At 72.9% G+C, this 14,536-nt stretch carries 11 protein-coding genes; 7 read left to right on the top strand and 4 right to left on the bottom strand.

Annotated elements, in window-relative coordinates; all coding sequences use genetic code 11:
- Positions 1-30 precede the first annotated feature (30 nt).
- Positions 31-1,758, bottom strand: coding sequence for an ATP-binding cassette domain-containing protein (locus AB0917_RS22630; protein ID WP_366821436.1), 1,728 nt, complete (start codon positions 1,756-1,758; stop codon positions 31-33).
- A 593-nt stretch (positions 1,759-2,351) separates the two neighbouring features.
- Here AB0917_RS22630 and AB0917_RS22625 point away from each other — a divergent pair.
- The 7 genes from AB0917_RS22625 (at position 2,352) to AB0917_RS22595 (ending at position 11,286) form a co-directional block, all read left to right on the top strand.
- On the top strand, positions 2,352-3,185 hold the full coding sequence (locus AB0917_RS22625) for a M55 family metallopeptidase (RefSeq protein ID WP_366821426.1): 834 nt from the start codon (positions 2,352-2,354) through the stop codon (positions 3,183-3,185).
- Complete coding sequence (locus AB0917_RS22620) at positions 3,178-4,521, top strand: M20/M25/M40 family metallo-hydrolase (RefSeq protein ID WP_366821425.1); 1,344 nt, start codon at positions 3,178-3,180, stop codon at positions 4,519-4,521. The genes AB0917_RS22625 and AB0917_RS22620 overlap by 8 nt, the downstream gene beginning before the upstream one ends.
- Positions 4,522-4,614: 93 nt before the next feature.
- Positions 4,615-6,630, top strand: coding sequence for a prolyl oligopeptidase family serine peptidase (locus AB0917_RS22615; RefSeq protein ID WP_366821424.1), 2,016 nt, complete (start codon positions 4,615-4,617; stop codon positions 6,628-6,630).
- Positions 6,627-7,586, top strand: a complete 960-nt coding sequence (locus AB0917_RS22610) for an LD-carboxypeptidase (protein ID WP_366821423.1) — start codon at positions 6,627-6,629, stop codon at positions 7,584-7,586. The genes AB0917_RS22615 and AB0917_RS22610 overlap by 4 nt, the downstream gene beginning before the upstream one ends.
- A 305-nt stretch (positions 7,587-7,891) precedes the next feature.
- Positions 7,892-9,649, top strand: coding sequence for a CocE/NonD family hydrolase (locus tag AB0917_RS22605; RefSeq protein WP_366821435.1), 1,758 nt, complete (start codon positions 7,892-7,894; stop codon positions 9,647-9,649).
- Between the two features lie 71 nt (positions 9,650-9,720).
- On the top strand, positions 9,721-10,326 hold the full coding sequence (locus AB0917_RS22600) for a GNAT family protein (RefSeq protein ID WP_366821422.1): 606 nt from the start codon (positions 9,721-9,723) through the stop codon (positions 10,324-10,326).
- Positions 10,327-10,389: 63 nt separating this feature from the next.
- Complete coding sequence (locus AB0917_RS22595; protein WP_366821421.1) at positions 10,390-11,286, top strand: arginase family protein; 897 nt, start codon at positions 10,390-10,392, stop codon at positions 11,284-11,286.
- 111 nt (positions 11,287-11,397) lie between these two features.
- Here AB0917_RS22595 and AB0917_RS22590 read toward each other — a convergent pair whose 3' ends face one another.
- The 3 genes from AB0917_RS22590 to AB0917_RS22580 all read right to left on the bottom strand — a co-directional run bounded on the left by AB0917_RS22590 (position 11,398) and on the right by AB0917_RS22580 (position 14,240).
- Positions 11,398-11,757 carry a VOC family protein gene (locus AB0917_RS22590; protein ID WP_366821420.1) on the bottom strand — a complete coding sequence of 120 codons (360 nt, stop codon included), beginning with the start codon at positions 11,755-11,757 and terminating at the stop codon, positions 11,398-11,400.
- Positions 11,758-11,829: 72 nt separating this feature from the next.
- The gene (locus tag AB0917_RS22585; protein WP_366821419.1) at positions 11,830-12,639 is read right to left on the bottom strand and encodes a methyltransferase domain-containing protein; all 810 of its coding nucleotides are present in this window, start codon (positions 12,637-12,639) and stop codon (positions 11,830-11,832) included.
- Positions 12,640-12,734: 95 nt separating this feature from the next.
- Positions 12,735-14,240: a phosphatase PAP2 family protein gene (locus AB0917_RS22580; RefSeq protein WP_366821418.1), complete on the bottom strand. Its 1,506-nt coding sequence runs from the start codon at positions 14,238-14,240 to the stop codon at positions 12,735-12,737.
- Between the last annotated feature and the right edge of the window lie 296 nt (positions 14,241-14,536).

Here is a 14,536-nt window from a genome sequence, read left to right as displayed (position 1 = left end):
GATCTGTGCCGTGCGGTGCGTGTGGAGCGTTCACCGGTCCGATGAAAGGGCGAGGAGTTCCGAGAACAGCCCGCCGGCATTGACCAGGTCCTCGTAACTTCCCTGCTCCGTGATCCGGCCGTTCTCCATGCAGATGATGCGGTCCGCGATTCTGGTGTTCTCCAGGCGGTGTGTGACCACGATGGTTATGCGGTCGTCCGCGAGGGCCTTGATCTCCTCGAAGATGGCGTGTTCCCCGCGCGGGTCCATCTGGGAGGTCGGCTCGTCCAGGACGAGGAGCGCGGGCTTGCGGTACAGCGCCCGCGAGCAGGCGAGGCGCTGCCACTGCCCTCCGGAGAGCTCGACGCCGCCGAAGAGTTCACGCGCCAGGAGGGTGTCGATACCGTGAGGCAGCTTGTCGACGGCCTCGCGCATCCCCACGGCGTCGATCGCCTCCCACACCTCCGTGTCGTCGAGGGTGCGCGGCTGGCCCAGGGTGACGTTCTCACGCACCCTCAGCGGCCACTGGGCGAAGAGCTGTGGTACCAGGCCGGTGTTCCGCCACAGGCTTGCGGGGTCGGTGTCCGCGAGGTCGGTTCCGTTCCAGGTGGCACGGCCCTCGTGGGCGAGGTGGATGCCGGTCAGCAGGCGGGTCAGCGTCGACTTTCCGGACCCGTTCACACCGACGATGGCGAGGATCTCGCCGCGGCGCAGTGTCAGTGAGACGCCGTCGACAGCGGGAGCGGCCTTGTCCGGGTACCGGTACACCACATCCTCGAGTCTGATCTCCTCCAGCGGTGCGGAGACCTCCAGCTTCCCCCGTCGCGGCGCCAGCCCGGTGGCGGTGTCCAGGAAGGACTGCATGTCATTGAGGTACAGACTCGTGTGGAACACGGCCGCACCGCTGTTCACGAGCTGGGACAGCGCGGCCAGCGTCGTCTGTACCGCCACGACCGCCGTGGCCGCGATCGCCGGAGCCACCCGTCCGGTGATCGCCAGCCAGCCGAGGACGGTCCAGGTGCCGGTGAGACACAGGCCGCCGACCGCGGAGGACATCAGGGTGATGCGCAGAGTCCGGGGTGCGGCGGTGAGCGTCCGGCCGTCGATGCGTTCGGACAGCGACCGATACCAGAACAGCAGGTAGTCGGTCATGCTGTTGGCCCGTACCTCGTCGGCGAACTTGGAGTTCGTCGCCCACCAGCGCATCATCCCGCGGACATTGTGGTCCGACACGTTCGCGTAGTGGATCTCGTAGTCCACCCTGGCTGACAGAACGGCTCCGACGCCGGCCGGGACCACCGCGAGAAGCATCAGCGGAAGCATCAGGGGATGCAGTACCGACAGCACCCCGCCGGCCGCGACCATCCTGATGAGTCCGGACATGAAGCGCTGTGCGTCGGTGACCATGACCTGCGTGCGCATCACCCCCATCTCGGCGGCTTCCTGCTTGTCGGCGAAGCCGCCGACGGCGTAGGCGGCGGCCTCCACCCGGCAGACGGCCTCCACCAGTGCGGTGTCCGCGGCTGTGATCAGCCTCGGGGTGATGCGACGCTCGCCATAGGTGGACAGCGCACCCGAGAGCCGGGCGGTCGCCGCCGCGGCGGCGACGATCAGCAGGGCCGGCAGGGCGTTCCGCAACCGGTCGTCGACCGGGCCGGCTCCCAGCAGCGGGCCCATGACGTTGGCGGTGGCCGACAGCAGAATCCCGGTGGCGACTCCGGTCATCAGCTGACAGGCGAGCAGCAGCCCGACCCCCTTGGGGTCGATCCGCCAAGCCATCCGGGCTATGCGCCGCAGCACTTCGGGCAACCGGCTGCACAGCTCCCTGAAGGACACTTCGTCCAGGGGGTTCGCGCCCTGCTCGCTGCTGTACTTGATCTCGGCAGGGGCGGGCGCGGGGGCTCCTGGTGATTCCGGTGCGGCGGAACCCTCCGGGGGTTCGGCTTTGGCGTCGACAGGGCTCAAGGGGACTCCTGTGCGGGGTTGTTGCGCATATCGCCGAGGCGAACACCGCGGGGGCGGTGTGCTGGCCTGGCCTGGGAAGTCGGTCAGCCTATCGAACGCCTGTCGGCCGTGCGGGGTGGATGCCCAGGGGTGAGCGGGCGGGCCGCACCGCGCGTCCGGCGGCCCTCCGGCACCGCAGGCCGGGCCCGGAGCCACACGTACGCCCGGCCGCCGACCCGACCGCCTTCGGGAGGGGGGAACGCACGCCCGGACTGTGGCTCGGCCAAGCCTTGTCGCGTAGCGTGAGCCATTGTGAAGATCTCTCGCACTGTGCTCCCGGGAGCCTGCGCGCTTCCGCGGCCCGGGTGGTTGCCGTCCGTCGCCGGGGCCGAAGCGCGCGTCCTCGGCCTGCGGTGGGGTGGTGGAGCATGAAGATCCTCATCAGCGCCGACATGGAGGGCGCCACCGGAGTGACCTGGCCGGCCGATGTGCTGCCGGGCACCCCGCAGTGGGAGCGCTGCCGGCCGATGTTCACCTCCGACGTGAACGCGGCCGTCCTCGGGTTCCACGACGGCGGAGCGGACGAGGTCCTGGTCAACGAGGCCCACTGGTCGATGCGGAACCTGCTGCTGGAGCGGATGGACGAACGCGTCCAGATGCTCACCGGCAAGCACAAGTCGCTCTCGATGGTGGAGGGCATCCAGCACGGCGACGTGGACGGCGTCGCCTTCGTCGGCTACCACACGGGAGCCGGCACGGAGGGGGTCCTCGCCCACACCTACCTCGCCAACTCCATCACCGGGGTCTGGCTCAACGGCGTCCGCGCCAGTGAGGGCCTCCTCAACGCCCACGTCGCCGCCGAGTACGGCGTCCCGGTCGTCCTGGTCACCGGCGACGACCTGACCTGCGTGGACGCCGAGGGGTACGCCCCGGACGCCCGCAAGGTCGCCGTCAAGGACCACGTATCGCGGTACGCGGCCGTGTGCCGTACCCCGGCCCGTACCGCCGCAGACATCCGGACGGCCGCGCGGGACGCCACCGCGCTCGCCGTCCGCCGGACCCCCGTCACCGGCGGGACGTACACCGTGGAGCTGGAGTTCGACGCCGAGCATCTGGCTGCCGCGGCGACCGTGGTGCCCGGCGTCGCCCCCAGCGGTGAGAGGCGCGTCGCCTACACCAGCGGGACGATGTACGAAGGTATCCGCACGTTCAAGGCGGTGACGACCATCGTGTCGTCCGCCGTGGAGGAACAATATGGCTGACGCCCCCGGCCCCCTCGGCCCCGTGGACGAGCAGGCCCTCGACGAAGTGGTCACGTTCACGTCCGAGCTGATCCGGATCGACACGACCAACCGGGGCGGCGGCGACTGCCGGGAGCGCCCGGCCGCCGAGTACACCGCCGAGCGGCTGGCCGGGGCCGGTCTCGAACCGGTGCTGCTGGAACGCACCCCGGGCCGGACCAACGTCGTCGCCCGGATCCCCGGCACCGACCCGTCGGCCGACGCGCTGCTCGTCCATGGCCACCTGGACGTGGTGCCCGCCGAGCCCGCCGACTGGTCCGTGCACCCCTTCTCCGGGGAGGTCCGCGACGGGGTGGTGTGGGGGCGCGGGGCCGTCGACATGAAGAACATGGACGCGATGGTCCTCGCCGTCGTCCGGGGATGGGCCCGCGAGGGGTTCCGCCCCCGCCGCGACATCGTCATCGCGTACACCGCCGACGAGGAGGCCAGCGCCGAGGACGGTTCCGGCTTCCTCGCCGAGCAGCACCCGGAACTCTTCGAGGGGTGTACGGAGGGCATCAGCGAGTCCGGCGCGTTCACCTTCCACGCCGGGCACGGCCTCTCCCTCTACCCGATCGCCGCGGGCGAGCGCGGCACCGGCTGGCTGAAGCTGACCGCCGAGGGCCGGGCGGGGCACGGCTCCAAGGTCAACCGGGCCAACGCGGTGAGCGCGCTGGCCGCCGCCGTCGCCCGCATCGGTACCCACGAGTGGCCGATCCGGATCACCCCGACCGTACGGGCCGCGATCACCGAGATCGCCGCCCTGCACGGCATCACCGTCGACCTGGACGAGCCCGGCTTCGACGTGGCCCAGCTCCTGGGCAAGCTCGGCCCGGCCGCCGCCCTCGTCGAGAACACCGTCCGCAACAGCAGCAACCCGACGATGCTGGAAGCCGGTTACAAGGTCAACGTGATCCCCGGCCACGCCACCGCCTACATCGACGGACGTACGGTGCCCGGCGGCGAGGACGAGTTCCGCGAGACCCTGGACCGGCTGACCGGGCCCGGTGTCTCCTGGGAGTACGACCACCGCGAGGTCGCCCTCCAGGCCCCGGTCGACTCGCCCACGTACGCCAAACTCCGCGCAGCTGTCGAGAAGTTCGACCCCGACGGGCACACCGTCCCGTACTGCATGTCCGGCGGCACCGACGCCAAGCAGTTCTCCCGGCTCGGCATCACCGGCTACGGCTTCTCGCCGCTCAAGCTGCCCCCGGGCTTCGACTACCAGGCGCTCTTCCACGGCGTCGACGAGCGCGTCCCCGTCGACGCCCTCCACTTCGGCGTCCGCGTCCTCGACCACTACCTGCGCACCGCCTGACCGGCAGCGCCGACCACCACCGTCCGACCCTGATGGCTCGACCAGCTCCGCCTGACCAGCACCGTCCGACCGGACCCTGGGGGGACCTCCACCGTGAACACCGTGTCCGCAGCCCCGTACGGCTCCTGGCCGTCACCGATCGACGCGGCGCTCGCCGCCTCGCACGACGGCCGGCCCGACCACCTCGGCACCGTCGGCGACGAGGTGTGGTGGACCGAGCCGCGCCCCGCCGAGGGTGGCCGCCGCGCCCTGATGCGCCGCCGCCCGGACGGCACCACCGCATCCGTGCTGCCCGCCCCGTGGAACCCGCGCAGCCGGGTGATCGAGTACGGCGGACAGCCCTGGGCGGGCGCGGTGCGCGAGGAGGGCGGGCCGCTCGTCGTCTTCGTCCACTTCGCCGACCAGCGGCTGTACGCCTACGCCCCCGACGGGACCGACGCCCCCCGGCCGCTGACCCCGCTCTCGGACGTCGGCGGCGGGCTGCGCTGGGTGGACCCGCAGGTGCGTTTGGACCGGGGCGAGCAGGGCGAAGTCTGGTGCGTCCTGGAGGAGTTCACCGGACCAGGGCCGACCGACGTACGCCGTGTGGTCGCCGCCGTACCGCTGGACGGCTCGGCCGCCGAGGACCGCTCCGCCGTACGGGAACTCTCCGACGGCAGCCACCGGTTCGTCACCGGCCCCCGGGTCTCGCACGACGGGCGACGGGCCGCCTGGATCGCCTGGGACCACCCCCGGATGCCGTGGGACGGCACGGTGGTGATGCTGGCGGAGATCACGGACGCGGGCGAGTTCACCGGCGTACGGCCCCTGGTGGGCGATGTCGACGAGTCGGTCTGCCAGATCGAGTGGGACCGCGACGGCAGCCTCCTGTTCGTCTCCGACCTCGCCGACTGGTGGGAGCTCCAGCGCATCCGCCCCCAGGCCGTGGCCGGTGGCGTGGTGCCCAGCAGCCGGCTTCTGCCGCCCCGGGGCGAGGAGTTCGGCGGGCCGCTGTGGAAGATCGGGCTGCGCTGGTTCCATCCGCTGGAGAACGGGCTCATCGCCGTCCTGCACGGCCGGGGCTCCCAGCGCCTGGGCATCCTCGACCCGGAGACCGGCGAACTCGCCGACGTCCCCGGGCACTGGACCACCTGGGCCGACACCCTCGCCGTGCACGGCAGCCGGGTCGTCGGCGTCGCCGCGAGCCCCCGCACCGGCTACGAGGTCGTGGAGCTGGACACCGCGACCGGACGCACCCGCGTCATCGGCTCCGCCCATCACGACGCGGTCGACCCGGCCTACCTCCCCGCACCGCGGGACCGGACGTTCACGGGCTCCGACGGCCGTGAGATCCACGCCCACGTCTATCCGCCGCACCACCCCGAGCACACCGGGCCCGAGGGCGAACTGCCCCCGTACCTGGTGGCGGCGCACGGGGGGCCCACCGGCCACGCACCGCTCGTTCTCGGCCTGGACATCGCCTACTTCACCTCGCGCGGCATCGGGGTCGCCGTCGTGAACTACGGCGGCTCCACCGGTTACGGCCGCCGCTACCGCGAACGGCTCCGCGAACAGTGGGGAGTTGTCGACGTGGCGGACTGCGCGGCCGTCGCCGACGCCCTGGTCGCCGAGGGCGCGGCCGACCCCCGCCGGCTCGCCGTCCGGGGCGGCAGCGCGGGCGGCTGGACGGCGGCCGCCTCGCTCATCGGCACCGACCGCTACGCCTGTGGCACGATCCTCTACCCCGTCCTGGACCTGGAGGGCTGGTCGACGGAGGGCACCCACGACTTCGAGTCCCAGTACCTGGAGTCCCTGATCGGACCCGCAGCCGAGGTGCCCGAACGCTACCGGGAGCGTGCGCCGATCAACGGCACCGACCGGCTCACCGCCCCGTTCCTGCTGCTCCAGGGGCTGGACGACCTGGTCTGCCCGCCCGCCCAGTGCGACCGGTTCCTCGCCGCCGTCGCGGGCCGGGGCGTGCCGCACGCCTACATCACCTTCGAGGGGGAGGGGCACGGGTTCCGGCGGGCGGAGACCCTGGTCCGGGCACTGGAGGCCGAACTCTCCCTCTACGTACAGACATTCGGTATCGACCGGAGTGATGTGGAGCCGCTGGAGCTGGGGAAGTGACGGCAGCGCCTTCCCGGGTGACCCCGTCGGCCCGGCCGTCCCGGCTTCGCCCCGGGGCGCGGGTCGCCGTCGTCGCTCCCAGCGGCCCGGTCCCCGCCGACCGGCTGGAGGTGGGGCTCGCCGTGCTGCGTGACTGGGGCCTCGAACCCGTCGTGGCGCCCCATGTCCGCGACACGCACCCGGAGTTGGACTACCTCGCGGGTACCGACGCGGACCGGGCGGCCGACCTCCAGGCAGCCTGGTGCGACCCGTCCGTGGACGCCGTGTTCTGCGCCCGGGGCGGGTACGGCGCCCACCGGATGGTGGACCTGCTCGACTGGGCGGCGATCCGGGCGGCCGGGCCCAAGGTGTTCGTCGGCTACAGCGACATCACCGTGCTGCACGAGGCGTTCGCCCTGCGGGCCGGATTCTCCACCCTGCACGGCCCGATGGTGGCCACCGAGGCGTTCCTGAAGGACGCGGCCACCCGCGAGCACCTGCGCGCCACACTCTTCGAACCGGAGACGGTCCTGACCCTCGGCCTGGACACGGCCGCCGCCCTGATCCCCGGGCGGGCCCGGGGAATCCTGCACGGGGGCTGCGTCAGCCTGCTCGCCGCCGCCACCGGCACCCCGCACGCCCGGACCGGCGCCCGGGGCGGCCTGCTCGTCATCGAGGACACCGGGGAGGAGCCCTACCGGCTCGACGGCATCCTCACCCGGCTGCTGCGCTCCGGCGCCCTGGAGGGGGTGTCCGGGGTGGTCTGCGGCTCCTGGCAGGAGTGCGGACCGTACGGGAAGATCCGCGCGGTCCTGGCCGACCGGTTGGGCCCGCTGGGGATACCCGTCATCGAGGAGCTGGGGTTCGGCCACGGACCCACCGCGCAGACGGTCCCACTGGGTATACCGGCGGAGCTGAACGCGCCTGCGGACGGCGGCCGTTGCACGCTGACCGTCGAGAACCCCGCCCTCATCTAGGCCTTCGGACCGCACCTCACCCGTACGCCGGGGCCGGACGCGGTCCGGGCGTACGGGCGTGCTCGCGCGCCCGGCGGCGGGATCGGGCGCGCCCGGTGCGCCGGGACCGCGTGTGCCGGGTGCGCCGGGGCCGCGCGTGCCGGGCGAAGGCGAACACCCGTCACCATGTGAAGGTCCGTCAACAACCGCTGTCCTGAGCGTTGACACGGCTATGACACGTGTCACAGCATGAGCGCGGCCCAATGCTTACCGGCCGGTAAGGTGTCCTCGGTGTGGAGGTCTTCGTGTCAGGTGCTGTTTCCAGCTTGCGCCACCCGCTCGTCGCGGTCGCGGGCGCTGCCCTCGTCGCCCCTCTCGTCCTCTCCGGCCCGGCCCACGCCGAAGCCGCCCCGTACACCGTCACCCCGCTGAAGTTCACCGTCCGGGCGGGGGACCGCTCCTGCGTGGTCGACGCCGACCTCTACCGCCCGGCCGGCGTCGACGCGGCGAGCCCCGCCCCCGCCGTCCTCGCCACCAACGGCTTCGGCGGCAGCAAGTCCGACGGGTCGACCGACGCCATCGGCAGGGCCGTCGCCACCCGGGGCTATGTCGGGCTCGTCTACTCCGGCCTCGGCTTCGGCAGGTCCGGCTGCCTGATCACCCTGGACGACCCGGCCATCGACGGTAAGGCCGCCGGCGGGCTCATCGACTTCCTCGGCGGCACCCGCGCGGCCGACGACGGCACCCGCGCGGACTACGTCGTCCGGGACGGCGAGGGCGACCCGCGCGTCGGCATGATCGGCGGCTCCTACGGCGGCGCCATCCAGCTCGCCACCGCCTCCACCGACCCCCGCGTCGACGCCCTCGTACCGCTCATCACCTGGAACGACCTCGCCTACGCCCTCGCCCCCAACGGCACCGGGGCGCGCACCGGCGTCACCTCCGGCACCCCCGGCGTCTTCAAGTGGCAGTGGACCAACGGGTTCTACCTCATCGGGGAGGGCCAGCCGCTCCTCAACCCGAGCCTGGACCCCTCCCGCCTCAACCGGCTGGACTGCCTGCACTTCGCCGTCCAGGCCTGCGAGACGATCCGCCTCCTCAACTCCGGCCGCTTCCCGGCCGACAGGACGCGCGCGATGCTCGACTACGCGCGCAGCGTCTCGCCCGTCTCCTACCTCGACCGGGTCAAGGCCCCCACCCTGATCGTCCAGGGCCAGGCCGACAGCCTGTTCAACCTCAACGAGGCCACCGCCACCTACAAGACCCTCAAGGCGCAGGGCACCCCGGCCAAGATGGTCTGGCAGTCCTGGGGGCACAGCGGTGGGCAGGTGCCGGGCGAACTCGACCTGAGCGAGGGGAACCTGGAGACCAGCTACGTCGGCCGGCGGGTGCTCGCCTGGTTCGACCGGTACCTCCAGAAGAAGACGGACACCGACACCGGCCCCGAGTTCGCCTACTACCGCTCCTGGCAAGGCGGTTACGGCACCGCCGCCGAGGTGCCCGCCCTGTCGCGGACGATGTACCTCTCCGGCGACGGCAAGCTCGTCGACAACCGCTCCAAGGTGGTCCGAGGCAGCCGCCAGTACACCAACTGGCTGGTGCCGACGAGCCATTCGGAGAGTTCGATCGCCCCGCTGATCGGGCTGCCCGACCCGAAGCCGTACGACACCAAGGGCACCTACCTCGGCTGGCGGAGCGCCCCGCTCACCGAACCCCTCGACGTGGTCGGCGCCCCGAGGGCCACCCTGAAGGTGGTCTCGCCGAAGGCGGAACGGGTCCAGGACAGCGGGGACGCCTCCGACAAGCTCGTCCTTTTCGCCAAGGTGTACGACGTCGCCCCGGACGGCACCAGGACGCTGGTGAACCGTCTCGTCTCGCCGGTCCGGGTCCCCGACGTCACCCGGCCCTTCACGGTCGAGCTGCCCGGCATCGTCCACCGGTACGAGAAGGGGCACCGGCTCGAGTTCGTGATCGCCGCCAGCGACACCGCCTACTTCGGCAACCGGGGCGTCAAGCCCGTCACCGTCGTCAGCGCCCCCGAGGAGACGGGTGTACTGGAGCTACCGGTGGTCCCGGCCGGCTGACTGTCCGGCTGACGGGCTGACGGGCTGACCGCCTCACCGCCTGGCGCCTCTACCCGTCGTACGCTGGGGCGATGCCCGATCCGAACCGTCACCGGACCCCCGCGCCCCCGTCCCCGTACCTCGCCGAAGGCCCGAGAACGGCGCTGCGCCGTTTCACCGACGCCGACGCGGCGGAGTTCACGGCCCGCGCCCGGGAGAGCCGCGCCCACCACCACCCGTGGCTCTTCCCGCCGGAGCGGGCCGACACCTACGCCGCGTACACCGAGACCCTGGCCCGGGACCCGGCCCGGGAGGGCTTCCTCGTCGTCGAGCGCGGCGAGGGCGGGGCGGACGGCGAGGGCGGGGCGCAAGGGGCCATCGCCGGGTTCATCAACATCAACAACATCGTCCTCGGCAGCTTCCGCTGCGGTGCCCTCGGCTACGGGGCGTTCGCCCACGCGGCCGGGCGCGGCCTGATGGGCGAAGCGCTCGGGCTCGTCATGGGCCTGGCCTTCGGGCCGCTCGGCCTGCACCGCCTGGAGGCCAACATCCAGCCCGCCAACGCGGCCTCCGTCGCCCTGGTCCAGCGGGCCGGGTTCCGACTGGAGGGGTTCTCACCCGACTTCCTCCACATCGACGGCGCCTGGCGCGACCACGAACGCTGGGCGATCACCGCCCCGGCCGACGAAGCCTCGTAGCCCCCGCCGAAACCCGCCGAAACCCCCTTGAGGCCGTGCGGAGCGGCGGCGAGGATGGGGAGCATGCGCACCATCGTGGTTCTCGACGCCCCCTCCAACCTGGGGCTGCGGCCCCCCGCTCCCGGCGCGGTCCCCGGCTGCTACAAGCTGGCGGGCGCGCTCCGGGAGCAGCGCATCGTGCGGCGGACCGGGGCGCTGGAGGGCGGAGTCGTGGTCCCGCCGCGCTACGACCTCGGCGGATGGCAGGAGGGCGACGGGGTCTTCAACGCCGCCGCCATCGCCCGGTACACCCGCACCCTCGCCCACCGCATCGAAGGACACGTGCGCGCGGGGGAGTTCGCCCTGGTCCTCGGCGGTGACTGCTCCATCCAGCTCGGCGCCGCCCTCGCCCTGCGCCGCCTCGGCCGGTACGGGCTCGCCGCCGTCGACGGGTCCGCCGACTTCCGCCACGCCGGCAACAGCGACCGCATCGGCGCCGCCGGCGGGGAGGAGCTGGCCATCGCCACCGGGCGCGGCCAGGCCGACCTCAGCGACCTCGAAGGGCTCCGCCCCTACCTCAAGGACGAGGACGTCCGCCTCTTCGGCATGCGGGACGAGGACGAGGACCGGGCCGAGCTGACCGCGCTGAAGATCCCCCACGCGACCGTCGGCCAGATCCGCGAGTGGGGCGCCGCCGAGCTCGCGCGGGCCACCGTGGAGAGCCTGGAGACCCCCGCACTCGACGGCTACTGGGTCCACCTGGACGCCGATGTCCTGGACCCGAGCGTCATGCCCGCGGTGGACAGCCCCGACCCCGGCGGCCTGCTCCCCGACGAACTCGCGCCGCTGCTGCGGACGTTGGTCTCCTCCCCGCGCTGCGTCGGGCTCAACGTCACCATCTACGACCCGGATCTCGACCCGGACGGCACCGCGGGAGCGCTGCTCGCCGACCTCGTCGTCGGAGCTCTCGCACCGGCCTGACCGGGAGGGGCCGGGGGCGGGAGACCGGGGAGCGGGGCCCTGACCGGGCGGCCCCGCTCCGGGAGACCCCGGCCCCCGGCGGCCCCACCCCGGGAGACCCGGGAGGGCGCGTCAGGCCGTGACGTTGACGTTGCGGTCCACGTACTCGAAGACCGAGCCGTCCGGGTGCAGCGCGATCAGGTTGCGGCCCGCCGGGGTCGGCACCGGGCCCGCGACGATCCGCGCGCCCGCCCGGGTCAGCGCCGCGTTCGCCTCGTCGACATCCTTCACGGCGATGGTCGCGCTCACCTTGCGCAGCACCTCCAGCTCCGACTCGGGCCCGCTCATCAGCAGGAAGCAGCCGATCGCGGCGACCGACACCCCACCGCGCTCGAAGCGCTGGGCCGGTGTGCCCGTCAGCCCCTGGTAGAAGGCGACCGCGGCCTCCAGGTCGTCGACGCAGATACGCAGCGTGGTTCCGAGGATCTCCATGCGTACGAGGGTAGTTGGCGTCCGCCGCCCGTGTGATCGATTCGGGTCCGCTCCGGGCCGCCGGAATCCGGTTCAGCCCCGGCAGAGCACCTCGCCGTGCGGGACCATGAACCAGCCGTCGCCCTCCTCGCCCCAGCCGCGCCACGTGGCCGCGATGTCCGCCAGCTGCTCGGCGCTCACATGGCCGCCTCGCACCGCCAGTTCGGCGTAGACCGAGTCGGTCGTACGGTCCGCCCACAGCCCGCTCCACCAGGCACGGGACTCCGGGGTGGCGAAACACCAGGCGGCGGCGGTCGGGGTGATGTCGGTGAACCCGGCCTGCCGCGCCCAGGAGAGCAGCATCCGGCCTGCGTCCGGCTCGCCGCCGTTGGCGCGGGCCACCCGCCGGTACACCTCCTGCCACTTCTCCAGTCCGGGCGTCTCGGGGTACCAGGCCATCGCCGCGTAGTCGCTGTCACGCGCCGCGACCACCCCGCCGGGCCGGCAGACGCGCCGCATCTCGCGCAGCGCCTGGACCGGGTCGCCCACATGCTGGAGCACCTGGTGGGCGTGGACGACGTCGAACGAGTCGTCGGGGAAGTCCAGTGCGTGCACGTCGGCGACCGCGAACTCGACGTTCTCCAGACCGCGTTCGGCCGTCACCGCGGCCGCCTGCTCCAGGATTCCGGGCCCGGTGTCGACGGCCGTCACCCGGCCCGGCGCGACCAGGGCGGCCAGGTCGGCGGTGATCGTGCCGGGCCCGCAGCCGACGTCCAGCACCGCCATGCCGGGCCGGAGTTCACCGAGCAGGTAGCCCGCCGAGTTGGCGGCGGTCCGCCAGCGGTGCGAGCGCAGCACCGACTCGTGGTGGCCGTGGGTGTAGACGGCGGTCTCCTTCGGCATGGCAACGTCCTCTCTGGGTGCGGCGGTTGCGCGCTGCGACCACGGTACGCCGCCATGCCGGATGTTGAGATAGGCGTCTTGAAATGTGGACGGGGTCAGACGGGCATCGGGCAGTAGACCGTCAGCGCCTCCGGCAGCTTGTCGATCAGCAACTCGGTTCCGGAGCGGGCCACTTCACCGTCGTACGCGTACGGTGTCCCCGGTGCCAGACCGGCGATCCGCACCCGGCGCCGCCGCACCGCCGCGTGGGCGGGGGAGCGGGTCAGGGGCCCGGCCACCGCCGCGCCCAGCAGCCGCAGCCCCGGGGTCCGGCCGCCGTGCACCACCCGGACGTCCAGCAGCCCGTCCGCCAGGTTGTGGCGTCGGCCGGGCGCCGGGCCGACCCGCTGGAAGAGACCGTTGCCGACGAACAGCAGCCACAACGGACGCCTGCGCCCCTGGAGTTCGGCCTCCAGAGGGCGTTGGCCACGCAGGACGTGCAAGGCGGCGAGCACCCCCGCCGGCCAGCCGCCGATCCGGGGCGACCAGTGTTCCCGGACCCGTACGAGCTCCGGATAGGCGCCCAGGCTGAAGGCGTTGAGGAAGTAGCCGTCCGCCCCCTCGGGTCCCTTGGGACCCGGACGGAACCGGCCGAGGTCGACCTGTATGGCATCGCCCGCCGTGAGCGCGGCCGCCGCCTCCTGGACCGTCTCGATGCCCAGGTCGTAGGCGAAGTGGTTCAGCGTCCCGCCGGGGAAGACGGCCAGGGGCATTCCGTGCGTCGCCGCGACGGAGGCCGCCAGGTTGACCGTGCCGTCGCCCCCGCAGACCCCCAGGGCCTTGCCGCGGCCCGCCGCCTTCTCCATGGCGGTGGACAGGTCGGCTGGCGCGCACTCGACCACTTCGGCCTGTGGCAGCACCTCGCGCACGAGGGACGCGGTGGCGGTGGCCGTGCCGGAGGCCTCGTTCACCACCACCACGAGTCCCTTCCCGCCGGGCAGCGCCGGAGCCTCGCCGGGCGGGCGGCCGGGAGCCGGGAGCTGGCCCCGGGTGGGGACGACCCCGCGCAGGGCGAACGCGGCTCCTATACCGAGGGCCGCCCCGGCCAGGACATCGCTCGGATAGTGGACCCCGGTGTAGACGCGGGAGGCGGCCACCGCCAACGCGACGGGGGCGACGACGGCTCCCCAGCTCCTCGACTCCAGTGCCACCCCGGTGGCGAAGGCCGCGGCGGAGGCCGCGTGGCCGGAGGGGAAGGACGTGGTCACCGGCTGCCGCTTCAGCTGCCGTACGACCGGCACATGATCGAGTATCGGCCGCTGCCGGCGGACCGCGCCCTTGCCGACGGTGTTGATCGCCGCCGAGGCCACGGCCAGCGACGCGATCCCGCGCAGGGCGGCCCGGCGGGACCGCGCGCTGCTGCCGAGGGCCGCGATTCCGGCCGCCGCCCCGAACCAGAGCAGCCCGTGGTTGGCGCTCCGGCTCAGCTTGGGCAGCAGGGGATCGGCGCCCGGCCAGTGCCGGCCCGCGACGCTCTGGAAGACGGCGAGGTCCCGTCCGTGCAGCCAGTTCCGTACCCGGCCGGCGGCGGGGGTGACGGACGATGTGTTCGGTGAGGACATGGGCGACATGGCTCAGCGAATACCCGGCCGCCCGCCGATGAACCAGCAGGCGCGCTGAGACCATCACCACGTTGTGCCGACTACCGGCACAACGGCCCATGATCCCTCCCTTCCCGGCCCCTCGGGTGCGCGGTTGAGCGGGCGCCCCGGCCTGAACCTCCGTATAAAGGGCCCAGGGGAGCGCCCTGGAGCCGTAAGGGGCTCAGGGAGCTTCGGGGCCGAAGCGGAACCGGACGGCGCCCCGGGGCCGAAGCGGAACCGGACGGCGCCCCGGGGCCGAAGCGGAACCGGACGGC

The organism is Streptomyces sp. NPDC007346, assembly GCF_040703535.1.
GTDB lineage: Bacteria > Actinomycetota > Actinomycetes > Streptomycetales > Streptomycetaceae > Streptomyces.
This window is presented reverse-complemented; position numbering and strand designations above follow the sequence as displayed.